Raw genomic sequence first — 24175 nt, 5'->3', positions numbered from 1 at the left:
TCATCCCTTCTATTATATGGTGACCCTGAATTTATTTATCACTGAGCAAGCTTTTGTGTATCCAAATGGCTGCCTGCATCCCATCGCCCATAGCAATCGTCACTTGCTCCGAATGAGCGACGACATCACCGGCCGCCCAGACGTGGTCAACATCTGTCATTTTAGTGCGGGGGTCGACGAGAATGTGCTGATTCCGGTGCAGCTTAACCCCTAATTGTTCCGCTAACTGGGACTTGACTTCATTACCGCCATACGCAAGGAACGCACGATCTGCAAACAACATCTCCCCATTTGATATCTGTACGCCTTGCACATTTTCACCATTGACCATTACGGTAGCTACCTGTTTTGAGTAAACGGGAATGCGGTGATGACGTAACGCCTCCTTTTTTTCGGACGAGATATCCTGCTGCTCATCATTAATATAAACGAGGTCTGACGTGAAATACGTTAACGCCAGCGCCATGTTTGCTCCTGCATTACCCGAGCCTAACACCATCGTCTTTTTGTCAATCACTTCATAACCGTCACAGTCCGGGCATACAAAAGCGGTATGGCCAAGGCAAGGGTAAATGGCTTGGAATGGAATGCGATCGACCACTCCTGTTGCCAATAACAGCCGTTCGGCCTCGAAGTATTCCCCTTTTTCCGTTATCACTGAAAATCCTGTGGCGTGCTTTTCCGCCGTCACGACCACATCCTGGTGGAATGTTACACCGAGGTTGCGCGCCTGACTTTGACCAACCTCACGTAGTTTGTGCCCGCTGACGCCATCTGGCCACCCAAGAATACTATGATAGCTATGGCATATTGTTGAACGCCCTTGGTTAGAATCAATAACAAGCACCTCATGTTGATAACGTCCTAATTGGATAGCAGCTTGCAGGCCGCCTATCCCGCCCCCGACTATGATGCATTCGTATTTTGCCACGTGCTCCATCCTTTCCTGGCAAGTCAGGACGTTCTCTTTTGTCTCCATTCTACTTTAAGAGACCTGTCCTTTACCAACATTAATTGAATTCTCCTTCTTAACATGCACTTTCCTCGCCAAAATAAAGGTTTTCTTCATCATTTATCGAATGAATACATAATACACATAAGGAAGTGAATGGGTTGGAAAATATTCATGCTGAAATCGTACAGCTTGAGAATGAACTTCACGAAAAAAAGCAGCGGTTGGCAGAGCTTCGGCAAAACGTTCCGGAGGTAAAAGTAGAAAACTATCCGTTTTTAACCGCTCAAGGCGAACGAGTCACACTGCAAGAGCTTTTTCACGATAAAAAAGAGTTGATCGTCATTCACAATATGGGCAAATCATGCTCTTACTGCACGATGTGGGCAGATGGATTTAATGGGGTCTATCATCACATTAAAACAAAAGCGGCGTTTGTGGTCGCCACGCCTGACACCCCGCCCGTCCAGGCCGATTTCGCTGCCGTCAGAAGATGGACATTTCCGATCATCTCCACGACAGGGAGCCGTTTTACAGAAGATATGGGGTTCGCCGAACATGGTCGCAATCGCCCCGGCGTCTCCACATTCCGCCTTGACCAAAACGGTGACGTCTACCGAATAGCTCAGGCTCGTTTCGGCCCCGGCGATAACTTTTGTTCCGTCTGGCATTTGTTTGATCTATTGCCTTCCGGATCCACTGATTTTCGCCCCGCGAGCAAAATCACGTCGGAAAGCCCGTTTGAGCTAACCAATAACATAGCGATTCAAGTCCATGATTATGAAAATGCGTTGGACTTTTATGAAAATACCATGGGCATGAAGGTTGAGAAAATTTTTGATAATGAAACCAAACTGTCGATCAGCGGCGTTAACCTCTATCTGGAAAATAACGAAAGCGGTCGCGTGTATTTTGAATTGACGGTCGAGAATATTGAAAAAAGCAGAGAAATGCTGCTGAATGCAGGCTGTAATATAACGAAAGAATACAGCAGCAAAAGCCTTATGATCAGCGATCCTTATGGATTAAAGTTTCACCTCTATGAATCCAATTCGTAAACAAAAAACGGTCGCACTGACATCCGAGTTATGACGGATCGTCAGGCGGCCGTTTCCCATTTCGTAATTCTCTTATGCTCAAACCGAAATCCATTTGGAGATGGGGGTAATCTTTAAACCCTGGCCACTCGCCTCCCCATTCGAATCCTAGATCTTTAGCAATCTCAACAACTTCCATCCAATCGGATTCACCGTTTTGATTACCGTCGTGCTCCATATCCCACACGACATTACCGTTATCCAAACGCAAAGCAAAATCGATCGCTAAGCCGTAGTTATGGTAGGAGTCCCCGCCTCTTACATTGGTGACAACTTCCCCGCCACGCGAGCGTCCTTGTTCGTATAATTCATTCTGCTCTTCTTTCGTACGATGACCATCCGTGATCACGACCGAAATGCCCCGTTTCTCTGCCCGTTCGACTAACTGTTCCCTTCGTTCTGCTACCTCCGGGTGCAGTTCGGTCGGCAAAGGTTCGTATGTCTGCGGTGAGCCGAGCTGGGGCCCTTGATTGTCTATTAAATAGAGGATGACAACCAGGCCGGTACCGATGAGAAAAAGCCAAATGCTGAGATGAAGTAGTTTGGTACCCACACGGACTGACCCCTTTTCATTTATATTGTTTACGTTTAAAGCTCTGTACCCTATATGTTCCGCCAAAGAAGCTACACTTTAATATCCTGGTGATTTCCGTTAGCTGAGGATGGCGTTTGAAGGGCAGGGAAATCACTCGCTTTCCGTGGGCATGTGGTGAGCTTCCTCAGGCTTCGCCTTGCGGGATCTCACCAATCATGTGCATCCCACAGGAGTCTCGCAATTTCCCTGCCCTTCCTGCTTTTGTGAGTAGAACGGAAAAAATGCTCTGCTTCACGTGACAAAAAGTCTCATAGGTGAGAATCGTTGCGCGAATAGGTTCGCCGGTTCCCCGCAGGAAAGCGAGTTGTTCAAAGCCACCCCTTTCCCTTATAGTAACGGAACTTTATCAATACACTATCATACCACCGCGTTCGTTCTAAACTGATGAGGCTTTTGGTTCTACATGACAGAGTCCTCTTTTTGCTGGGCCCGGACAAGGTCAGCGTAGGGACCGTCAGCTTCCAGGAGGGTCTGGTGAATCCCTTTTTCGATAATCTCCCCGCCTTCGATCACCAGAATCTGATCTGAGAAACGAATCGTGTTCAAACGATGGGCAATGACAAATGTCGTACGTCCTTGCAGGAGCGTCTTAAGTGCGTCATTTATTTTCATTTCGGTTACGGTATCGATACTGCTTGTCGCTTCATCCAAAATAAGCAGCGAGGGGTTTGCCAGCATGGCGCGGGCAATGGATAACAACTGGCGTTGGCCATGACTGATCCCTTGGCCGTCAGCGTCCAGCACCGTTTCATATCCTTCAGGGAGGTTACTGATGAACCCATGGGCATAAGCCGCTTTTGCCGACGCCATTACTTCTTCATCGGTTGCGTCTAATCGGCCGTAGCGGATATTTTCGCGAATTGTTGTATTAAATAAAGTAGCATCTTGCAACACGACACCCATTTGGCTGCGGAGACTCTCACGCGTGATTGAATTGATCGGCTTCCCATCAATTTTAATAACGCCTTCATTTGCCTCATAAAACCTGGACAATAAGGAGATGATCGTCGTTTTACCCGCTCCAGTCGGCCCGACTAGCGCAATCGTTTCCCCAGGCGCAGCATGAAAGTTGATGTTGTTTAAAATGGTCTCCCCTTCCTTATAAGCAAAAGAGACCTCTTCAAACGTGACATCTCCCGCCATTCTGCCAATCGGCTCCGCTTTTGTTTCGTCAGCTTGCTCCTCTGTTTGATCAATGATGTGAAACACGCGCTCAGCACCAGCAACCGCAGACAGAATCATATTGTATTGATTTGCAAGATCATTTAACGGCCGCGTGAACTGCCGGGAGTATGTTGTGAACGTCACGATGACCCCGATGGAAATAAATCCATTGAGTGCAAGTATGCCACCTGCGCCCACGATAATCGCAAAACTGATGTTATTGAGCATATTCATCAGTTTAGGAATGAAGCCTGAATACGTTTGTGCCCAATAAGCCGCATCGCATAAAGCTTTATTTTTTTCCGCAAACTCAGCTTTCACCCGTTCTTCTTGAGAAAACATTGAAATAATCGTCTGGCCAGAAAACATTTCTTCCACGTAGCCATTCACGTCACCGAGGTGGCTCTGCTGTTGTTTAAAAAATCGCCCGGTTCGTTTCGTGATCCATTTCATGCCGTAATACATCACGGGAACGATCGTCAATGTTAAAACTGTAAGCATAGGGCTCAGCCATAGCATAACCCCTAACGTGCCCGTAATGGTGAGGATGCTTGTCGTAAATTGGACGACCGCCGTATTCAGCGTCCGGCTGACGTTTTCCATATCATTGGTCAGCCTGCTCATCAAATCACCTTGTTGACGCTCCTGGAAAAACAAAATCGGCAGACGCTGTAAATGGGTGAACAAATGGTTTCTCATGTGATACACCGTGTTTTGGGCAATGCCGATCATCCAATAATTTTGCAGCCATAAACTAACCGAATGAAGCAGATAATTTGTCATCAACAAGACCGCCATTGTCACGAGGGTGTCCGTCTCCGGGTCCGCAATGACTTGATCGACGGCCATGCCGAGAAGATAGGGGCCAAGCAGCGAAAGAATTGAGCTGATAGCGATAATCGCCACCACGAACCAAAATAATCGCTTTTCCCCTTCCATATATCCCCAAATCCTGAGCAAGGTCGCTTTCATATTGTGAACCGTGGGCGAAGGTGTTCCTATGCCTTGATGGCGACGATGCGGATGGTTGAATGACTGTGAGGATGAAGATTTTCGCATCCTACATCACCTCCCCGGACTGCTGAGAATGATAAATCTTCTGGTAATAGGCACTTTCTTTCAACAACGTCGAATGAGCGCCCTGTGCGATGATCTCTCCGTTATGAAGCACGATGATACGGTCGGCCGCTTGCAAGGAACTGATCTTTTGGGCCACGATTAATACCGTACATTGCTGCTCGTTCAATTCTGTGAGCAGACGGGCTTCTGTATGAGCATCCAGTGCACTTGTGCTATCATCGAGCATCAATATCTTCGGCTCGCGGACCAGGGCACGCGCGATCGATAAACGTTGCTTCTGTCCCCCTGATAACGTGACGCCTTTTTGGCCTAAACGCGTCTGGTATCCGTCCGGAAGCGTGGTGATAAATGTGTGAATTTGCGCCATCTTGGCAGCTGCCATAATGTCAGCGCTCTCTGCATCTTCTTTTCCCCATCCGATATTTTCCTCGATCGTTCCCGAAAATAAATGCGCTTCCTGTGGCACGAGACTGATGTTTTTCCGTAAATGGTCCATGCTCATCTCTGCAGTGTCGGTGTTATCTATGAGAATGCGTCCGTGTGTCGGTTTCAATAACCGGGGCACGAGATGCAGCAAGGATGATTTACCGGATCCCGTTTCGCCCAGGATGCCGATCGTTTCGCCTTGTTCAGCCTGAAATGTAATATGGTTTAAACCATTCGCCTGATGAGAGAAATGGGAAAACGATACATCTTCAAATTGGATCGAGCCAGCGATAGGCGGCTTGACTGCAGTGGGCGCATCTTCTTTCTCACCTTCTTCCTGGAGGACGGCTTCAATTCTGTGAGCCGAAGCCTTTCCGCGAGAAAATGTCATGATGAGAAAAGTGAAAACAGAAAAGGTGAACATGATCCGTGTCGCATAATTAATGACGGCTACGATTTCCCCTGCCTGCGCGCTGCCCATATTCAATTCGACCGCTCCGACCCAAAGGATAATCACGATCACGGCATTCATACCCAGCATAACCACCGGCATCGCAACCTCCATCATCCAGAGTGCATGCTTATTTTTTTCCTTGAGATATGTATTAATGCGTTCAAAACGACTCGCTTCATAATGGCCGCGATTAAATCCTTTTATTAAACGGACGTTAGCCAAGTTTTCACGGATCACCGTGTTGACGTCATCCAATTTATGTTGCACAAGGCGAAAAAGCTTGACCCCCTGAGTCAAGATCCAAAATAAAAATAACAGCAACAACGGTACAGCTATTAACAAGAGCAACGCTAATGTGGCATGAACGATAAAAGCCATGACCATGCCGCCGATAATGAACAGCGGTGCACGCAGGGCAATGCGCAGCCCCATAAATAATACGTTTTGAATTTGGATCACGTCATTGGTCATCCTGGTGATGAGCGTAGGCGTAGAAAAATTGTGGAAGTTAGCACGCGTGAACGATTGCACGTTGGCAAACAGATCGCGTCTCACATCATGACCGACTCCCTGACTGGCGTGCGCGGCAAAAAACGAATTCGTAATACCAGCTGCAAACGCAAGGAGTGACAAACCGATCAACACACCTCCCCACTTGGCAACAACTGAAAAATCTTCCTGCATGATGCCGTCATCAATAATACGCGCCATAAACAACGGCTGGACGAGCTCCACGGCGAGTTCGATGAGCATAAGCAACAGGGCAATGATGGCCGCCCTTTTATACGTATGTATGTATGAAAACATCCGAAGCATAAGGCTTTCCTCCGTTAATCAAACTCTATTCTCAATTCAATATAGCATATTTCCTTCCTTTTAACTCGATATAAACAACCCTCTCGATGAATGATGGGAGCAGCAAAAACAGAACATTTGATTAAAATAAGATGTTGAACAATAATACAACTGGAGTAGGGGGACCATTTGAATCGTACGCAATTCAGGAGAGCATAATACATTTAGAATTTGAAAAAAGGGGATGATTTCATGAGAGCGGTACACGTAACAGGCTATGGAGATGTCGATCAGTTAAAAGTAGTCGATATGCCAAAACCCGAACCTAAAGAACATGAAGTGCTTGTGAAAGTAAAAGCTTGCGCGATTAATAATACGGAAATCTGGATGAGAGAAGGCGCCTATGGGACAGGTTCCCAGTCTGGTTGGCGGCCAGAAGGCGTGCACTTCCCACGTATTCCCGGCTCAGACATATCCGGGGAGGTTGTTCAAGTTGGTGAGCAAGTAGACGACGGCATGTCAGGAAAAAATGTTGTTTTATTTCCATTCACATCTAGTGGAGAAGAAGGAACTGAACACATCTCAGCGGATATGTCCTTCATAGGGTCCGAATATGATGGCGGTTATGCTGAATACGTAGTCTGGCCAGCAGATCTTTGTTTTGATATGCCTTTATCAAGCTATTCAGACAGTGCAGTTTTTTCGGTCAGCGGCCTAACAGCCTGGCACATGGTCAAACAAATAGATGCTCAACCTGGAGAAACGGTTATGGTAACGGGGGCCAATGGGGGAGTTGGATCCTTGAATGTGCAAATTGCCTCAAAAGTCTTTGGAGCTAACGTTATTGCTATCATCGGTGATCTAGAAGATGAAGAAAAAATGAAGGAACTAGGAGCGACACATGTGTTGTCTTACAGGTCCGATAAGCTTGCCGAAGACATTTTAAACGTGAATGACGGGCCGATTGACGCTGTCTTAGATGTAGTAGGAGATGCTTTATTTTCCACCTCCCTTCATGTTCTGAAAAAAGGAGGGAAATTCTGTATTTCCGGTTCTGCCGGGGGACAACAAACTAATCTTGACTTTAGAACAGTATATTTAAAACATATTACCTTGTATGGTTCTGTACTGGGGACCAGAGCAGAATATAAAGACATGCTTAAAGCCATTTCAGCAGGTAAAATCGAGCCCGTTATTGATCATACCTTTCCTTTGGAAAAAGCGAGCGACGCTCAAGTTTATTTTAAAAATAGAGGGAAGTTAGGAAAGATCGTCTTGCTCCCTTAAGTCCTTATTCGTTGAGTGATAGAACGCCTCTTAAAAAACCAAAATTCCGAACAATTTCAGCCAAATTGTTCGGAATTTTCTATAGGGGATGGCACCTTATTTGCCGATAAACATCTGCGTCCAGTGGTTGCCTTCTTTAGCATAGCCGACACCAATGTGCGTTACACTTCTGTTCATGATGTTTTTACGGTGTCCCGGGCTATTCATCCAACCTTTTACAACCTCTTCAGGTGTTTGTTGTCCAGCTGCGATATTTTCAGCTGCTACAGTGTAATCAACACCGAAATCCTTGAGCATATCAAAAGGTGATCCATAGGTTGGCGATGTGTGTGAGAAATAATCATTTTTCGCCATATCCTTCGATTTCGCCTGGGCCACTTTAGATACTTCCTTACTCGCTTTTAGGGGATCCAGTCCTTGTTTTTCCCGCTCTGCGTTAGTCAATTCAATGACCTGTGTTTGCAAATTGGACAGCGATTGATCGTTCGATTCTTTGTCATTACCTACAGGGCCTTCGCTATTACTTTCAGTCGGGGTTTGATTTTGAGCTTCCTGCTTGGTGTTATTTTGACCCGCATCAGGAATGAAACCGTTGTTACCCTCTTGGTTACGTTCTGCGTATTCCTGGCTTTTACGTCCCCAAAGATCCATATTGAAATCACGCTGACCACCGTAAATGCCCTCATAACCACGGTTGCCTCGCTCACCTTCACCTTGTCCATAGTTGACGCGATCATAGGTCATGTCATCGCCTTGCATACCTTCCTGATCACCCTGGTTACAAGCAACGAGCACCATTATGAGAGCGAATAATGGCATATATAATAATTTTCGCATAATGTCACCTCCTCTTATAAAAAACTGAAGCGTTTATAATATTTGCTTGCTTCATTTTTTTATCCGAGTCGGAGGTGGGTAAATATTGGTGATAAAGCGGAGGCGCTGTTAGACGGTCTTCTCAGGTCATGTAAATCCTGGCAACGTTACCGTCCCTTTGATACGAAACGGTGATCTGGCAAATAAAATCGCCACGGATAGTCTCTGGCCTCACCGCTATTGTCTATGCCAACACGAGGACCACTGCTGACAGCATCTGGTGTGAATCCATGTGCAATATACAACGGCGATTCAAAAAACGGACGTCCATAATCCGTTTTGTCGATGCCGAGCGCTTTCGTCAGTTTGCCTGGCCCGTTCGTTAATTCCTGCTCTTTTTTTTGTTGCCCGCGACGTTGATACATCAGCTCGATGCCGTCACAAGGCTCAACGGCTCGAATCAATATGGCTTCAGGACAATCCACCTTGCAGCTCACCACGTTGACTAAACAATGCGTGTGCATTTCGTAAGTATAAACGTAACCGGGCGGGCCGAACATGACCTCTGTGCGCTTCGTTCGTCGATTGCCAAAGCTGTGCGCTGCGCGATCGAGCGGCCCTGCATACGCTTCCGTTTCCACAATCCAGCCGGATGCTGTCCCTTCAGGCGTCTCTTTCACGAGTCGTTTTCCCAGTAAATCCTGTGCCAGCTGCAGCGTAGATTCATTTTCAAAAAAAGCATAATCCAATTGCTTTGCGGACATGACCTTCACCTCTTAGAAACATGATAATTGGCAGCATTAGTGTACCCTTTCAACACGAAAGAAAACGTGCAAGCACTTCCCCTCTCTCCCAACAAAATGAGAATGGCACATAAGCAAAAGGGTTTTTAAAAACGAACATTGAAAATGGACCTCATTTCAACAATGTTCATGAGCGTAGTCAAAACACGTAGACTCCTACGGGAAAAGCGCGAGCCGAAGATCCCGCAGAAAAGCGTTCTTTGCTTTTCGAGGAAGCTTAGGCCGTGCCCGTGGAAAGCGAAGTGTTTTGACGGAGCGGTCATTAAACACCTTCCTAAAACACAAAAATTCCGAACCTTCAGCGAAATGTTCGGAATTTTTGTGTTTTATTTAGTTTTTGTCCAAACCTCAATACTTTATAACAAATGTTCCTGCAATCGGAAGCAGACTACTTTTTCTTCGGTCATCGCTTCAATGGCTGAGCGGACACCTTCCCGGCCGATACCGGAGCCTTTTACGCCTCCGAAAGGCATCGCATCGATACGATAATCACTGCTGTCATTGACCATGACACCGCCGACATTCAAGCTTTTCACTGCGTAGAAGGCGTGGTTGATGTTGGAGGTGAATACACCGGCGTGTAAGCCGTAGTCGACATCATTGGAACGTTCGACAGCCTGGTAGATATCATCGACCGAATAAATCAATACCACCGGACCGAAAATTTCTTCTTTCGCAATTTTAGCATCGTCTGGTACATCTGTTAGGACGGTAGGATAATAATAAGTGCCTTCGCGCTTTCCGCCGATTTGGACTGTCGCTCCACCTGCAACAGCTTCATTGACCCATTCTTCAACTCGCTTAGCTTCTTGTTCGTTGATCAATGGTCCCATGTCTGTCAGTTCATCCATTTTATCGCCGACATTCAACTCTTCAGTTCGATTGAGGAACGTATCCAAGAACTTTTTGTAACTATCCTTCTCAACGTAAATGCGCTGCACGCCGATGCAATTTTGCCCAGCTGCCGCGAATCCGCCAGACACGCAGGATTGGACGGCATCGTGCAAGTCGGCGTCATTCAACACGATCACAGGCGAATTGGAGCCGAGTTCCATATTGATTTTCTTCGGACCGGCCTGACGCGCGATGTGATCGCCGGCATTTGGTCCGCCGGTAAACGAAATCATTTTTACATCGGGATGGGTGACCAACGTTTCCCCAATTTCCCGGCCTGAGCCTGTAACCACCGAAAGAAATCCTTCCGGCAAACCGGCATGGTCAAAAGCTTCAGCAAGGAGAAGGGCGCTCAACGGGGTGACAGATGCAGGTTTCAGTACAATCGCGTTTCCAGCTGCAATCGCCGGCCCAACTTTATGGGCGACGAGATTAAGCGGATCGTTAAACGGTGTGATCGCGCCTACTACGCCAATCGGAAAACGATAACTGTAACCGACTCTGTTTTCACTGCCTTCGTTCTGGTCGAAGTTAATGGTCTCGCCATTGATCCGCCTTGCTTCTTCAGCACTGATTTGAATCGTTTGAATGGTCCGCTTCACTTCACCGCGTGCTTCATTGATGGTTTTACTCGCTTCAGAAGCTATGGTCTCGGCATAGTATTCAGAGTGACGTTGAATATAGTCAGCTGCTTTGTTTAAAATGGTCATCCGCTCATGAGTCGGCCAAACTTGGGTTGTTTGATAAGCGTTGTCCGCCTTTTGAATCGCTTGCAGCATATCCTCTTTTGACGCCGACGGCACCGCAGCGATCGGCTGATTGTCCTGAGGATTCTTCACCTCAAAGGTACGCTCAGTCTGTACCCATTTTCCAGCGACCAGCATCTTAACAGCTTTCACTTTTGTTTGCATTGTGCACCACCCTCCTCAAATTTTGGCAAGCTTAACTTGCTTTTGATAGTGAATCAGATCAATCAAGAGAGAGTATCCTGTTTCGGTTAAACCGGCGCCAGCCCCTGTCAGCATGATCGGGCCTGCCAAGTCACATTCATACATGATGGCGTTGGTTGCTCCCGCCACTCCGGCCAGTGGATCATCCGCATCCAAAAGCTCGGGCTGAACAGAAGCTTTCACTTCACCGTCCTGTTTTGTGATTCTGGCGAGCAGACGCCATTTCTTATTATTCTGCAAGGCTTCGTTGACCATGTCTCCCGTTAATTCAGTAATCCCTTTACACGTGACATCGCTCGAAGATAAAGGCGCTTTCATAATATAATTTGCCAAAATGACGGCCTTATACCGTGCATCGAATCCTTCTACATCGCTCGTAGGGTCCGCTTCGGCATAGCCAAGCTGCTTAGCTTTATCAAGTGATGCTTCGTACGATTGCCCTTTTTCCATTTCGGTTAGAATATAGTTGGTCGTGCCGTTCAGAATTCCCTTTATTTCCGTGATGTCATTGCCGGCAAGCGTCTCCATCGGCATTCTGAGGGCAGGCGTCCCGCTCATGACAGTTCCTTCGAATCCCCAGTAGACGCCCATTTTATCTGCTAAATCAGCTAACTCATGATAGGCAAGAGCAATCGGCCCTTTGTTGGTCGTAATCACACTTTTGCGATTTTCGAATGCCGTTCGACAATGTGTGATGGCTGGTTCTCCCGTGTTCACGTCCGTAAACGTCACTTCCACAATCATATCGGCGTTGCTTTCTTTGATCGTTTTCAGGCTATCCCAGCCTTTGATCAAACCAGGCTGGTCCGGGTATTCTTCAACACTTCCCGTTTCGCGCACCACATCCAAGAGCTTTGTTACGTTCAATCCATCTGGATGGTAGACCGCTCCTTTCATTACATCCGATACGGCTACAATTTCAGCATCAAGTCCATGGCTGGCATTGAGTTCGATCTGTCGCGTGACAAGCAGTTCTGCGAGCGCCTGCCCGACTCCGCCGAACCCAATGAAAGCTATTTTAGTGCTCATTCCATCTCCCCTCCCAATTTCACTTTTGATGGCAGCAAGCGAGTAGCGCAGTCTGCCAGGATTGCTGTACCCATCGGCAGGACGTTTTCATCTATATCAAACGTCGAGGTATGCAATCGCTTCATATCGCTTGAACTATTGTTGCAGCCAAGAAAGAACATGGCTCCAGTCATGCGGGTGGTCATATGACCGAAATCTTCTCCACCCATTCCAAATGCTTCTTCAATAAAACGGCTATCTGGATAGAGGGAGCTCGCGGCGTTCCGGATCACCGTGTTTACCTTGGGGTGATTGAAAAGGGCCGGCTCTCCGTGTTCAATATCCAGTTCGTACGTGCCTCCCAATGAGGTAATCATACCGGCCATGGTTTGCAGTTCCTGAGTGATCTGCGCTCTCACTTCAGGCGTGTATGAGCGCATGGTGCCGCTGATGGTCACAGAATCGGGGATGACATTCGAGGTCAAACCGCCATGTATTTCACCGACACTCAGTACGCCGACTTCCATGGGATCGACCTTGCGATTCATCAGGCTGTATAGCCCCTGAAGCACATAACTGCTGATCCAAATGGGGTCCGTTCCCATATGAGGGTAACCGCCGTGACCGCCTGAGCCTTTAATGACGAGGGAGAAGTTGTCGACGTTCGCCATACTCGGACCGTCATGGATTTGCATATCACCTGTTCGCTGCCACGGACACATATGAAGCGCAATGGCCGTTTCCACATCATCAAGACGGCCAGATTCTAACATGTGCACAGCACCCGTTTTACCCTCTTTATCACCAGCTTCTTCAGCAGGCTGAAAAATGAATTTGATCGTCCCGGTGAATGCACCTGCCCTGGCATCTTCTGTTAAGAGCTTTGCTGCACCCAGCAGAATAGCTACGTGGGCATCGTGGCCGCAGGCATGCATAACACCGGGATGTTGTGATCGATAATCGGTTTCGTTCTCTTCTTGAATAGGAAGGGCATCCATGTCAGCACGAAGCCCTATGACAGGACCCTCGCCGGCTCGCAACGTCGCGATGATGCCGGTGCCGGCGATGTCCGTTTCAATATCTAACGAGCCGATCGATTCAAGGACTTGCTTGATATACAAACTCGTTTGCCGTTCTTGAAAACTCAGCTCCGGATAACGATGAATGTGCCGCCGCCATTGAACCAAGTCGGATTGTATAAGTTGAGCGCGTTGGGATAAATCATACGTTGGTGTATGCAAGAGGAACCCCTCCTCTCTTAGCTATTAATCGTTGCCACTTCTTCTGATACTGCGTGGAACGCCTGGTAAAGATCCTGTTTTAAATCGTCAATGTCTTCGATGCCAGCTGAATAGCGGATTAAACTTTCCGGAATCCCCATCGCTGCTCGTTCTTCCGGTGTACATTCAACGTGGCTCGTCGTTCTTGATGGACCGACGATCGTTTCCACCGAACCAAGGTTGGCAGCACGATTGGCAAAGCGGAGTTTTGGCAGCAAGTGACGAACGGTTTCCACACCGCCTTTTACTGAAAAGCTGAGCATACCTCCGAAGTTACTCATTTGTTGTTTGGCTATCTCATGTCCCGGATGTTCTTCAAGACCTGGGTAAAAGACGTCATCCACGATTTCAAAAGTTTTCAAGTATTGAGCTATCGCCATGGCATTTTCGTTTTGCTTATCCACGCGCAGTTTCAGCGTTTTCATTCCTCTCAGCAGCAGGTAGGCCGCCATCGGATCCATCGTGGCCCCGTTGATTTCCCGGTAATGATAAACAGCTTCAACGAGCTTTTTAGAGCCGCAAAGCGCGCCGCCCAGGGCATCTGCATGACCGCCGAGAAATTTCGTTGCACTGTGAATGACAAGATCTGCGCCTAGTTCAAGCGGGTTTTGATTGACGGGCGTAGCAAACGTGTTGTCGACAATGACAAGCGCACCCACCGCTTTTCCGGCCTTTGCCATACGCTCGATATCTGTAATTTTGACCGTTGGGTTCGTAGGGCTTTCCAAATAAAGCACCTTACACCCTTTAGCTACCTCAGCTTCAATTGCTTCATGATCGCCTGTTTCACAAAGGACGACCTCGACTTGCTGCTTCGGTAGAAATTCAGTGAAAATTTTATTGGTGCCGCCGTAAGTGTCCTTAATGGAAATCACACGGTCACCAGGATATAGAAATGTCCCTAACGTGTTGCTGATGGCGGCCATCCCTGTGGAAAAACTTGTTGCCGCTTCGGCATCCTCAAGGATTTTTATTTTTTCTTCAAACGCCTGCACCGTTGGGTTTGTATTCCGTCCATAAATATGGCCTTCTTTATTTCCAATAGCGACTTCATACCAGTCATCCATGTCGTCATATCCGTAAGACACGCTATGCACCACAGGTACTTGTGTAGCCCCGAAAGCAAGCGAATCTTTTTCGCCGCCCCAAATTGAACGTGTACTGAATTTTGCATTTTTCATCACTGATTCCTCCTTATTGGTTAGTTGATGTGAGCAGTTGATCAGCATGCCTTGCAATTGCGGTATCTTGCACGCCCGTGCCGGTCAAATCACAGACCGTCACCTGTTGATCATCTGTCCTGCCCTGTTTCTGTCCGCTCGTAATCTCGCCTAGCTCCAGAACGCGTTCGTGCACGTCTGGACTAGTGCAGCTCCGTAATTCCCCTAATGTTTCAGCTTGACTTTTCACATCACATACAACGAGATCAGCAGTCTCTAACACGCGAGCATCAAGTTCTTGTTTATGCTCTGCATCGGATCCCATTGCTGTGATATGGAGGCCGGGATGAAGCCAATCTGCCTGGATAAGGGGCTCGGTTGCAGGCGTCGTGGTCACCACAATATCGCTGTTCGTAACAACCTGCTTTATATCGTCGGCCACTTCGACTGATAAGCCGAGTTCTTCTTCGATTTCAACTTTATACTGGTTTGCTTTTTCACTTCTGCGTCCATACACGATGACGCGGTCAATCTCCCGTACCTGCGTCAATGCGATCAATTGGTACTTCGCTTGTGCTCCCGTTCCGATAATACCGGCAACTTTACTATCAGATCGGGATAAATATTTAGCGGCAATCGCTCCGGCCGCTGCTGTCCGCATGTCGGTTAAATATCCGTTATCAGCCAGGATGGCTTGGGGGACGCCTGTTTCCGAGCTCAACAGCATCATCAGTCCATTCGCACTGGGAAGACCGATTTGGGGATTGTTGAAAAAGCCTGATGATATTTTTATCGCAAAGCTGTCATAGCCTGAGATATAGGCTGATTTTATATCGACTTCGCCGTTATTTTCAGGAACATCGATCCGCATGATCGGCGGCATCCACACCGTTCTGTTGACAAGTGCATTGAATGCGCCTTCCACGACTTCGATCATGTCGGGTTCAATGTGAATAACGCGTTCAAGCTCCTCTCGTGTTACGACCTTCATGGGTCGGACACCTCCTAACTGATCTTATCGCTTGGACTGATATTCAATGGATCGCGCACGATGAGATCCTGAGGGTATTGCGTGAACAGTTCAGCTCCTGTCTCCGTAACGCGGAACGTCTCGCTGATTTCAATGCCATAGTTATCAAACCAGAGACCCGGGATAAGATGAAACGTCATGTTCGGCTGCAGAACCGTTGAATCGCCCATACGGATACTAGCGGTGTGTTCGCCCCAGTCCGGTGGATAGTTCAATCCGACAGAATAGCCCAACCTCGATTCTTTTTCAATCCCGTGTTTTTTAATACTGTTGCGCCAAACTTCTTCCATCTCTCCGCATGTCATGCCTGGTTTAACGGACGATAACACATCCTGAAGGCCTTCCACGACAATTGGCGTAATCGATTGCAACTGTTCGGACGGTTGACCGACCGAAACGGTACGAGCTAACGGAACATGATAACGCTTATAGCAGCCGGCTAGCTCAACAATGACAGCGTCGCCTTCAAGAAAAGCGCGTTCGGTCCAGGTTAAATGCGGGGTCGACGTGTTTTCGCCTGATGGCAATAACGGCACAATCGATGGGTAATCGCCGCCGTATTCCGGCGTGCCTTTAACCATCTGGTAATAGATTTCCGCTGCCGTATCGCATTCACGGCCGCCAATGCAAATGCTTTCCACACCTTTTACCATTGCCTGTTCCGCAATACGCGCCGCCCGTCTCATATATTCAATCTCTTGATCAGACTTTATGATCCGAACACCATTCACCAGAGCACTTGCATCTTTAAACGCGGCGTTCGGCAAGTGTTGTTTCAAACGTTCATACGCCATAGCAGAGAAGTAGTAATTGTCCATCTCCACCCCAACGTTCCGATTGCCTTGACCAATTTGCTTCAGAATATCAGCAATGAAGTCCATCGGGTGATACACAGCCGATTGCACATAATAGTCGGGGTAACCGATCACGTTTTCATCATAGATCCACGTCGTCACTTTCGCACCGTTCGTATCCTGAAAACGTCCTATCCATAAAGGCTGAGGTTCATCAATGATCACAACTAACATTTGGTGCACATAAAATGACCATGCATCATACCCGGATAAATAATTCATATTGGCCGGATCCGTGATCAGCAGGACTTCTATCCCTTTTTCTTCCATACGCTGCTTCGTTGCCTTTAAACGTTCATGATATTCCAAAATATCAAACGGAAGCACCATAGTTTTCCCCCCTCTTCACGATAACTGAATATTTAAACATTTCTTACGTTCATTGTATTCAAGAATCGGCTCAAATGTAATGTCTAAACTGTATGAACTTTTTCTTGGACTCTTTATACAATTGTGTATGAAAGCTTGTTCTCATCAGGTTTTACAAGGGTTTATACCATGTGCTCATCTACCTGGACCCTCACCCAATTTCGTCGGACAAGATAGTAGAGAGTTCGACTAATTTTATATTTATTAACTTCGGTTAATATTTATCAAAACGCTTTAATGGCGGGAAGTTGCAAAGAAATGACGCAAATATGAGCGAAAAATAGGAAAAGTTGAACTGAAGTGGCGAGCAGTTGATCAGAACGAGAGGACAATCGACATAAAAATGCCCGGATGGCGTGTGTTAAACGATCCGGGCTTTTGCAAACGCTATAAATGAATCTTGGTTTCCCGCTGTTGGAAATCCACATCGGGATAATACGTATTTTTCACGAGGGCGTTCGGCCCCAGGCACTTCACGGCAGGGCAATGACAATTCAATCGTTGTGCTGTATCGGTTGCCATCCATCGGTCAAAAACAGCCGGAAGCGTCGTCGTCTGTATGTTTCCAAGCGGCGCTTCATCCGCAAAATCGGTAACAATGATTTCGCCGCTGAAAATATTGACGTTCAAACGAGAGCGCCCATCGGGATCATTGCGTACCGTCACATTCGGTTCCTGATAGAGACGCTTTTGCAGCGCCAGCTCTTCAGCCGATGAACTGCACGGGTAAAAAGGCAACGTTCCAAATAGCATCCACGTGTCCGGATCACGATGATCAAGTAATCGTGTAATCCCCTCGCGCATTTCCGCTAAATTCAGTGTATCGAGATTTTCAGCAAAATCCACTGGGTACATCGGGTGGATTTCATGACGGGCGCACCCCATTTCCTTTACGTGGTCATGAATTTGTTCCAGGTAAGGAAAAGTCCGCCCGTTCAGCATGGTTTCAGCAGAGACCATGACCCCTTCTGCAGCAAGGGCCTGCGCGTTTTCTACCATCCGATCAAAAAACTTTTGGCGGTTTTCTTCAGACGGCTTCCGCTCCATGCGTGCGAATCCCGTGTGGACAAACTCTTCGATTGTGCCCCAATTATGCGAGATATGCAGCACATCAAGATACGGAATGATGGCTTCATAACGTTTATACGGTAACGTTAAATTTGAATTGATTTGCGTTCTGACGCCGCGTTCATGAGCATATTTCAAGAGCGGCACCACATAGTGATCCACTGATTTTTTCGATAACATCGGCTCCCCGCCGGTAATGCTCAACGTACGCAGGTGCGGGATTTCATCGAGCCGTTTAACCAGCAGCTTCATAGGCAGCGCCTCCGGATCCTGGTTTTGCAGCGTATATCCGACCGCACAATGCTCGCAACGCATATTGCAAAGGTGCGTCGTCGTAAATTCAATATTGCTTAATGTTAAATCGCCATGTTCCTCAACATCCATGTACGCTTCCCACGGATCATGCTCAGGAGAAATAGCACGAAGCTCCATACTCGACCTCATCCATGAAACTCCCTTCATTTAAAAAAATTAAACCTGTCTACCATTGTACCACTCCCGTACCTGGTACAAAACGATGATTCTCGAAACAGCCGGGCGTGCCAAAATGGCACGCCCGGCTGTTTTCAGAATACGGTTTGTGTACCAGGTACACAAAAAGTGGTATGCTGATGTAATATTCAATTTGGTGGGAGGGGTTGTATGATGCAGGAGGATGCGGTACAAGCTATTACGGCGAGTTTGCAGCGGGATGCGTTGGTGCAGGCTGTTTTTTTGAAAGGGTCGATGGGGCGAGGGGAGCATGATGCCTATTCCGATGTGGATCTTTATTGTTTGGTGGAGGCACAAGATGAAGAGGCCTTCCTGACGAGGCGGCTCGATCATTTAAAGGCATATGGAGATTTGTTGTATGTCGATACGTTTTTTATCATAGCACCACAAATCCTAGCAGTGTACGATAATCTACTGCACGTTGATCTGTTTACGGTGACCGAAACGTCCTTCTTAAATAAAGATTATTTCCGCGTGCTGCATGATCCGAACAATAAATTAGCACCATTTCGAGACTTTCAGGATCTTAGTCTATCACCACAAGAGCTGCATGATCATATTGATGATACTGCTTTTTTCCTGTTGCAATACCATAAAGCAGCCGGTAGAGGAAACGACCTCTGGGCCGTACACGTCGGGCATGATATCATGATAGAACTAGCCAAAGTCCTCCTCCATCACTATAACCCGAGGAGAGCACAGCTCGGATTGAAAACGGCAGGTGATGCCCTCCCCGCCTCAATCACTAACCAAATCACAGCGATATTCAACAGTTTAACGCCAGAGCGTCATCATGATGCCGTTGTGAAAATAAAACAACTGATTACCGGAGAAATGGATTGGCTCGCCTGCATACTGGAACAAAGACCGTATACAAAGCAGTTATTACACCGCATGTTGGAAAGACATATCAACCTTTATCAGAACGAGGAGGAAGATCGTTGAAACTAGTCGTCATTGCAGATACACACATGCCTAAAAAAGCATCATCCCTTCCACAGCGCCTGCTTGAAGAGCTGCCTACAGCCGACCTGATTATCCATGCCGGCGACTGGCAGGAGAAGTGGGTGCACGAGAAACTCTCCCATTACGGGGAGGTCGTAGGGGTTTACGGTAATGTCGACGATGAAGAGCTACACACCCAACTGCCGGAACATACAATCATTGAAGCGGGCGGCTTCCGCATAGGTCTCACCCATGGCCACGGTGATAAAAAAACAACCGAAAAACGCGTGTTAGAGGCGTTTGAGGGAGAAGAGCTTGACTGCATTATCTTCGGTCACTCTCACTTGCCCTTGCTTCGTTTCGTCAAAAAAACCATGTTGTTCAATCCAGGCTCCATAACCGATAAACGTGGCCTGCCTTTTTGTTCGTTCGGCATCCTCACAATTGATGAAACCATTCAAGCGCACCATATCTTTTTCTGAAACCGTTCGGCTTTCCGCCCGCCTCATCACATGGAGTTTCACTTATTTCCCTTGGATATACATGACTTCACTCACACCGGCCTCAACATGATCCGCTTCAAGTAGGTCCACCGTGAATTGATCGCTGTTCGTCACAATGACAGGTGTGATGGTACTTGAAGCCTTCTCATTTATGAGGTCGATATCAAACGGCATCAGCTTGTCCCCTGCTTTGACCCGATCACCTTGTTCCACATTGGATTGAAACCCTTCCCCGTCCATACTCACAGTTTCTAAACCAACATGCACAAGAATCTCTATACCTGTTTTTGTTTCCAGGCCGACCGCATGCTTCGTCGGGAACAACTGAGTGACTTCCCCATCCACCGGCGCTACAGCCTCTCCTGTCGCGGGTTTGATCGCAAGCCCTTCTCCCATCATTTTTTGTGAAAAAACAGGATCAGGAACGTCATCTAACGCGATGCGTTCTCCTGTAACGGGTGCCAGCACCGTTGTCGTTGTTTCTTTATGGCCAAATAGTTTTTTTAACATGTCACAGCTCCTCCTTTGATTCACGCTTAACACGTTGAAATTATTAGCGTAATGTGTAACCTAACGTTTTGCAACCTTTATTAATTAATATGGGCCAGGGTCACAAAGGTGGCTGCCTGACGCGGGATTTGTTGAAATTGATTGAATATCGGACGATAATAGGGGTAACGTTGAAGAAGAAAGGAGTTTTGTGTACATGGGGAAAGCGCTTGTCTTCGGACATAAAAATCCAGATACCGACGCGATCTGTTCAGCGATCGCTTATTCGCAGTTAAAGAATCAGCTTGGAAAGGAAACCGAGGCTGTAAGACTGGGGAGCGTCAGCAAAGAAACACAATACGCACTGGGTTACTTCAAAACGCAAGCTCCAAGAGAAGTAACGAGCGTTTCCGATGAAGTAAGCGAGGTTATTCTTGTCGATCACAATGAGCCTCAACAAAGTGTCGATGATATTCGCGAGGTGAACATAAGAGAAGTGATTGACCATCACCGCATTGCTAATTTTGAGACGAACGATCCGATTTATTATCGGGCAGAGCCGGTTGGATGCACAGCTACAATCCTGAACAGCTTGTATAAAGAACAGGGTGTCGCCATACATAAAAACACAGCCGGATTAATGCTTGCTGCGATCATCTCCGATACATTGTTATTAAAATCCCCTACATGCACAGAAGAAGATAGAGGAGCAGCGTATGAACTAGCCGCCATAGCCGAGGTTGACATCGAGCAATTTGGCTTAGCCATGCTGAAAGCCGGCACAGACATGAGTGATCAATCAGCCCAAGAGATTATTTTACAAGATGCCAAAGACTTCCGCATGGGAAACTACGATGTAACCATCGCCCAAGTCAACACCGTTGATACGCCAGAACTCTTCGACCGCCAAAACGAAATAGAACACGCCATTTCCAACCTGATAACCGAAAAAGGATTGGATTTATTCGTGTTCATGGCTACAGACATTTTAACTAGCGATTCAATGATCCTGGCTCTGGGCGAGCAAGCGCCCGCTGTCGAACCGGCCTTCCAGGTATCGCTATCCAATAACAGGGCCATTGTAAAAGGAGTTGTCTCGCGAAAAAAACAAATCGTGCCTTCTTTAACAGACAGCTTGAGTTGATCTTGTCCAAACACTCAATGTTCAAACGGGGGAACGTCGGAAGGCGTCTCCCCCTTCAGGGACACAAACAGCTCTCCTTTACTCGTAATCGCACCATAAAACACGTGGTACGTATCAACGAGATTGTGCTCTAATAATTTCTCTTTTAACCAGGCTTCACTTTTATTCACGCGCCGCAGCAAATCCAGTTGAACCACACCATCCAAAATCACCGGAATCTCATATTGATGACCCGCCTTCAACACGTTAAGATCCTCCCGGGTCACCCCGCTTTTTGCAGCCACCGGTTTGTGCGATAAACTGCCATTCGCTTCGATGATGGCGATTTCTACATCCTCCACACTAAATACATCTTTCTCACGCAGCATCTGCAAGACATTATCAATCGAATAATTAATTTTTTTCATGTTCTGCACTAGAAACTGCCCGTTGTAAATGACCACGGTAGGCTCAAACGTAAGGAGATTGCCGATTTTCCGGTTTTTCAATTTCAAAAATACAATGAACTTCTGCAGCAAAGCGATCCCTATCATGGCCACCACGGTATGAATATGATTGATTTCAGGATCCGCAATATCCGCACCGACCACAGAGCCCAAGACTAATATGACAAGCAAATCAAACACGGGGAGTTCCCCAATTGATCGTTTACCCATATAAAGCGCAATAAACAATAAGAACGGCAAAATCGTCACAATTCGGCCGAGAACCTTCACAGCGTCCATCATAATCTCCATATGCCACGTCCCTCTTCTCATCACTGTCAATATTTTACCCAGAGGTGTGATGTTTATGAGGGACGCCTCCTCTATGAAAGTCACTCTACTTTTTTCAACATCCACAAACGGACACTCAATTCGAGTAAAAATAAATCATCGGAATCAACCAAGGATAGCTGGGTCAACTGTTCAATGTTCCGTAAACGATGCAACAACGACTGCCGATGCAAATTCAATGCTCGTGCTGTTTGGCTTACATTACTATTGTACTTGTTATACACGATAAACGTATGAATCAAGTCAGTCTGCCGCTTGCGATCGTATTCAATCAAACTGCTGATCGTATCGGTCACAATCGCTTCAATCTCTTTTTCATGGGATAACGCCATTAACAGGCGATTAATACGGGTGTCGCTGAAAAAGGTCCGTTCGCCTTTTCCATGTTGCTGCCGCCCGATGTCCAACGCCGTTTTAGCCTCTTCATAACTTTGGTGAAATGAATAATGACCATCTTTATGGGTGGCGATTCCCCAGGAAATTTCAATTCCGGCCAGCAATTCGTTAAGCCGGCGTTCGATCAGATCCAAAAATTGGTTTGACGTTTCCATATAAGGATGATGGTCGGCTTCTAAAAAAATGATAACCTGACTATCATCAAACGTCGTCATCGTTCGCCGTTTCAAGAGATCCCCCGCGTACGTGATTTCTTTCTGTAAGTAATAATTACGGCTATGGAGCGAGGAGGTGAACGATTGCTCGGGCAATTCGCCAATCTCATCATCAATCTTTTTCGCAAAACCGATATCCCCGACGAGGCAAATATACGGGCGGGTTAAATCGTAACCAAGCAGCTGAGCCTTAGAGAGCACCTGATTATTCACTTCCTGCTCTGATTTAGCTAAATCCAGCAAGAAATTATCACGCAGTCTGATTTCCGTCATTTCGATAGCATTTTCTTTGAGAAAATACAGCGCACAAGCCGTCAGGGCATGCTCGAGGACATTCATAACAAACCACGTCAACTGATAGCGGTCCTCGGGCTTAAAGAGCAGATACCCTTGCGTATTGTGGTTCGATAATATGGTCAGTTGAAAACACGTTTCCTGATCCACCACATATTCTTCAATGTGATGATAGAGCGGATGTTCACTAAACGGAATTTCAGAAGGAGGAATCTGTTGAACATGCCCCTCTGTACGTCCGTTCAATACATTTAATATATGTGGATTAAGATCGTGGTTGGCGCGGATGATTTTGTTGTGGTCACTGATGGCCATCGGGATCTGTGTGTTTTCATATAACAATTTCGATATTTCCTGAAGACCATTCCCATTCAAAACGCAATTGATGAGCTCTTGCCTTACGCCTTCTGCCTGCTGGCGCTCAGCTTTTTTATCCTGGCTGATCTCGTCTAAAACGATTTGCAGCACATCCCCGAACCTCAATTCCCACGGAAGTTCAATCACGATCAAATGGTGGTCCTCCGCCAGTTGCAAGACCCGGTCTGGTAAATGATAGATATAACGGCCGGTAGCAAACGCCAGCACTGAGGCACCTGCGTGGATGACATCCTGGACAAACTCCTCCAGCAGTAACGGATCATCGCCGCAGCCTACCCCTGTACTTAAAACAAATTCATTGGTGCGAACAAAATTCTCGACAGGCGTTTCAATGACAGAAATCCACTCGACCGCTTTTTCACTGAGGACATCTTTGCCCGTCTTGACTTTAGCCGTTTCCATAATCGGCAGCTGCACAATATCTTTAACAGTTAACCCCATATACCCACCCCAATGTTAAT

Annotated in this window: 21 protein-coding genes; 5 read left to right on the top strand and 16 right to left on the bottom strand. The window is 47.0% G+C overall.

Annotated elements, in window-relative coordinates; all coding sequences use genetic code 11:
• Nucleotides 1–31: 31 nt before the first annotated feature.
• The gene (locus HOP45_RS03520; protein ID WP_181347784.1) at nucleotides 32–940 is read right to left on the bottom strand and encodes an NAD(P)/FAD-dependent oxidoreductase; all 909 of its coding nucleotides are present in this window, start codon (nucleotides 938–940) and stop codon (nucleotides 32–34) included.
• Between the two features lie 173 nt (nucleotides 941–1113).
• Here HOP45_RS03520 and HOP45_RS03515 point away from each other — a divergent pair, with 173 nt between their 5' ends.
• Nucleotides 1114–2010 (top strand): DUF899 family protein, encoded by an 897-nt coding sequence (locus HOP45_RS03515; protein ID WP_219914464.1) that lies wholly within the window; start codon nucleotides 1114–1116, stop codon nucleotides 2008–2010.
• Nucleotides 2011–2038: 28 nt separating this feature from the next.
• Here HOP45_RS03515 and HOP45_RS03510 read toward each other — a convergent pair whose 3' ends face one another.
• The 3 genes from HOP45_RS03510 to HOP45_RS03500 form a co-directional block, all read right to left on the bottom strand.
• A complete protein-coding gene (locus HOP45_RS03510) occupies nucleotides 2039–2602 on the bottom strand; it encodes a M15 family metallopeptidase (protein ID WP_370457940.1) in 564 nt (187 codons plus the stop codon).
• 441 nt (nucleotides 2603–3043) lie between these two features.
• Nucleotides 3044–4867 (bottom strand): ABC transporter ATP-binding protein, encoded by a 1824-nt coding sequence (locus tag HOP45_RS03505; protein WP_181347525.1) that lies wholly within the window; start codon nucleotides 4865–4867, stop codon nucleotides 3044–3046.
• A 1-nt stretch (nucleotide 4868) separates the two neighbouring features.
• Complete coding sequence (locus HOP45_RS03500) at nucleotides 4869–6584, bottom strand: ABC transporter ATP-binding protein (RefSeq protein ID WP_181347524.1); 1716 nt, start codon at nucleotides 6582–6584, stop codon at nucleotides 4869–4871.
• A gap of 231 nt (nucleotides 6585–6815) precedes the next feature.
• Between HOP45_RS03500 and HOP45_RS03495 the strand changes: the two genes are divergently transcribed.
• Complete coding sequence (locus tag HOP45_RS03495; protein ID WP_181347523.1) at nucleotides 6816–7850, top strand: zinc-binding dehydrogenase; 1035 nt, start codon at nucleotides 6816–6818, stop codon at nucleotides 7848–7850.
• A 96-nt stretch (nucleotides 7851–7946) separates the two neighbouring features.
• On the opposite strand, the gene HOP45_RS03490 is transcribed toward HOP45_RS03495, so the two are convergent.
• The 9 genes from HOP45_RS03490 to yfkAB form a co-directional block, all read right to left on the bottom strand.
• Nucleotides 7947–8687 (bottom strand): CAP domain-containing protein, encoded by a 741-nt coding sequence (locus tag HOP45_RS03490; RefSeq protein WP_181347522.1) that lies wholly within the window; start codon nucleotides 8685–8687, stop codon nucleotides 7947–7949.
• Between the two features lie 146 nt (nucleotides 8688–8833).
• Nucleotides 8834–9430, bottom strand: coding sequence for a DNA-3-methyladenine glycosylase (locus tag HOP45_RS03485; RefSeq protein ID WP_181347521.1), 597 nt, complete (start codon nucleotides 9428–9430; stop codon nucleotides 8834–8836).
• Between the two features lie 395 nt (nucleotides 9431–9825).
• Nucleotides 9826–11274 (bottom strand): aldehyde dehydrogenase family protein, encoded by a 1449-nt coding sequence (locus HOP45_RS03480; protein ID WP_181347520.1) that lies wholly within the window; start codon nucleotides 11272–11274, stop codon nucleotides 9826–9828.
• Between the two features lie 15 nt (nucleotides 11275–11289).
• Complete coding sequence (locus HOP45_RS03475) at nucleotides 11290–12342, bottom strand: homoserine dehydrogenase (protein WP_181347519.1); 1053 nt, start codon at nucleotides 12340–12342, stop codon at nucleotides 11290–11292.
• Nucleotides 12339–13562 (bottom strand): M20 metallopeptidase family protein, encoded by a 1224-nt coding sequence (locus tag HOP45_RS03470; RefSeq protein ID WP_181347518.1) that lies wholly within the window; start codon nucleotides 13560–13562, stop codon nucleotides 12339–12341. The genes HOP45_RS03475 and HOP45_RS03470 overlap by 4 nt, the downstream gene beginning before the upstream one ends.
• Before the next feature lie 17 nt (nucleotides 13563–13579).
• On the bottom strand, nucleotides 13580–14782 hold the full coding sequence (locus HOP45_RS03465) for a cystathionine gamma-synthase family protein (RefSeq protein WP_181347517.1): 1203 nt from the start codon (nucleotides 14780–14782) through the stop codon (nucleotides 13580–13582).
• 13 nt (nucleotides 14783–14795) lie between these two features.
• Nucleotides 14796–15752, bottom strand: a complete 957-nt coding sequence (locus HOP45_RS03460) for a cyclodeaminase (protein WP_181347516.1) — start codon at nucleotides 15750–15752, stop codon at nucleotides 14796–14798.
• Between the two features lie 14 nt (nucleotides 15753–15766).
• Nucleotides 15767–16975 (bottom strand): M24 family metallopeptidase, encoded by a 1209-nt coding sequence (locus tag HOP45_RS03455; protein ID WP_181347515.1) that lies wholly within the window; start codon nucleotides 16973–16975, stop codon nucleotides 15767–15769.
• Nucleotides 16976–17401: 426 nt separating this feature from the next.
• The gene (gene yfkAB / locus HOP45_RS03450; RefSeq protein ID WP_181347514.1) at nucleotides 17402–18526 is read right to left on the bottom strand and encodes a radical SAM/CxCxxxxC motif protein YfkAB; all 1125 of its coding nucleotides are present in this window, start codon (nucleotides 18524–18526) and stop codon (nucleotides 17402–17404) included.
• 198 nt (nucleotides 18527–18724) lie between these two features.
• Between yfkAB and HOP45_RS03445 the strand changes: the two genes are divergently transcribed.
• On the top strand, nucleotides 18725–19519 hold the full coding sequence (locus tag HOP45_RS03445; RefSeq protein WP_181347513.1) for a nucleotidyltransferase domain-containing protein: 795 nt from the start codon (nucleotides 18725–18727) through the stop codon (nucleotides 19517–19519).
• Complete coding sequence (locus HOP45_RS03440) at nucleotides 19516–20001, top strand: metallophosphoesterase family protein (protein WP_181347512.1); 486 nt, start codon at nucleotides 19516–19518, stop codon at nucleotides 19999–20001. The genes HOP45_RS03445 and HOP45_RS03440 overlap by 4 nt, the downstream gene beginning before the upstream one ends.
• A gap of 42 nt (nucleotides 20002–20043) precedes the next feature.
• Here HOP45_RS03440 and HOP45_RS03435 read toward each other — a convergent pair whose 3' ends face one another.
• Nucleotides 20044–20532, bottom strand: coding sequence for a PTS sugar transporter subunit IIA (locus HOP45_RS03435; protein ID WP_181347511.1), 489 nt, complete (start codon nucleotides 20530–20532; stop codon nucleotides 20044–20046).
• A gap of 196 nt (nucleotides 20533–20728) precedes the next feature.
• Here HOP45_RS03435 and HOP45_RS03430 point away from each other — a divergent pair, with 196 nt between their 5' ends.
• Nucleotides 20729–21655, top strand: a complete 927-nt coding sequence (locus HOP45_RS03430; RefSeq protein WP_181347510.1) for a manganese-dependent inorganic pyrophosphatase — start codon at nucleotides 20729–20731, stop codon at nucleotides 21653–21655.
• A gap of 14 nt (nucleotides 21656–21669) precedes the next feature.
• On the opposite strand, the gene HOP45_RS03425 is transcribed toward HOP45_RS03430, so the two are convergent.
• Together HOP45_RS03425 and HOP45_RS03420 are read right to left on the bottom strand one after the other, a co-directional pair.
• A complete protein-coding gene (locus HOP45_RS03425) occupies nucleotides 21670–22392 on the bottom strand; it encodes a DUF421 domain-containing protein (protein ID WP_181347509.1) in 723 nt (240 codons plus the stop codon).
• 80 nt (nucleotides 22393–22472) lie between these two features.
• The gene (locus HOP45_RS03420; RefSeq protein WP_181347508.1) at nucleotides 22473–24155 is read right to left on the bottom strand and encodes a PucR family transcriptional regulator; all 1683 of its coding nucleotides are present in this window, start codon (nucleotides 24153–24155) and stop codon (nucleotides 22473–22475) included.
• Nucleotides 24156–24175: the final 20 nt, after the last annotated feature.

Source organism: Thalassobacillus sp. CUG 92003, from assembly GCF_013618635.1.
In the GTDB taxonomy this organism is placed as follows: domain Bacteria; phylum Bacillota; class Bacilli; order Bacillales; family Halobacillaceae; genus CUG-92003.
Note: the sequence above shows the minus strand (reverse complement) of the source record. Positions and strands in the feature narration are given on the sequence as shown.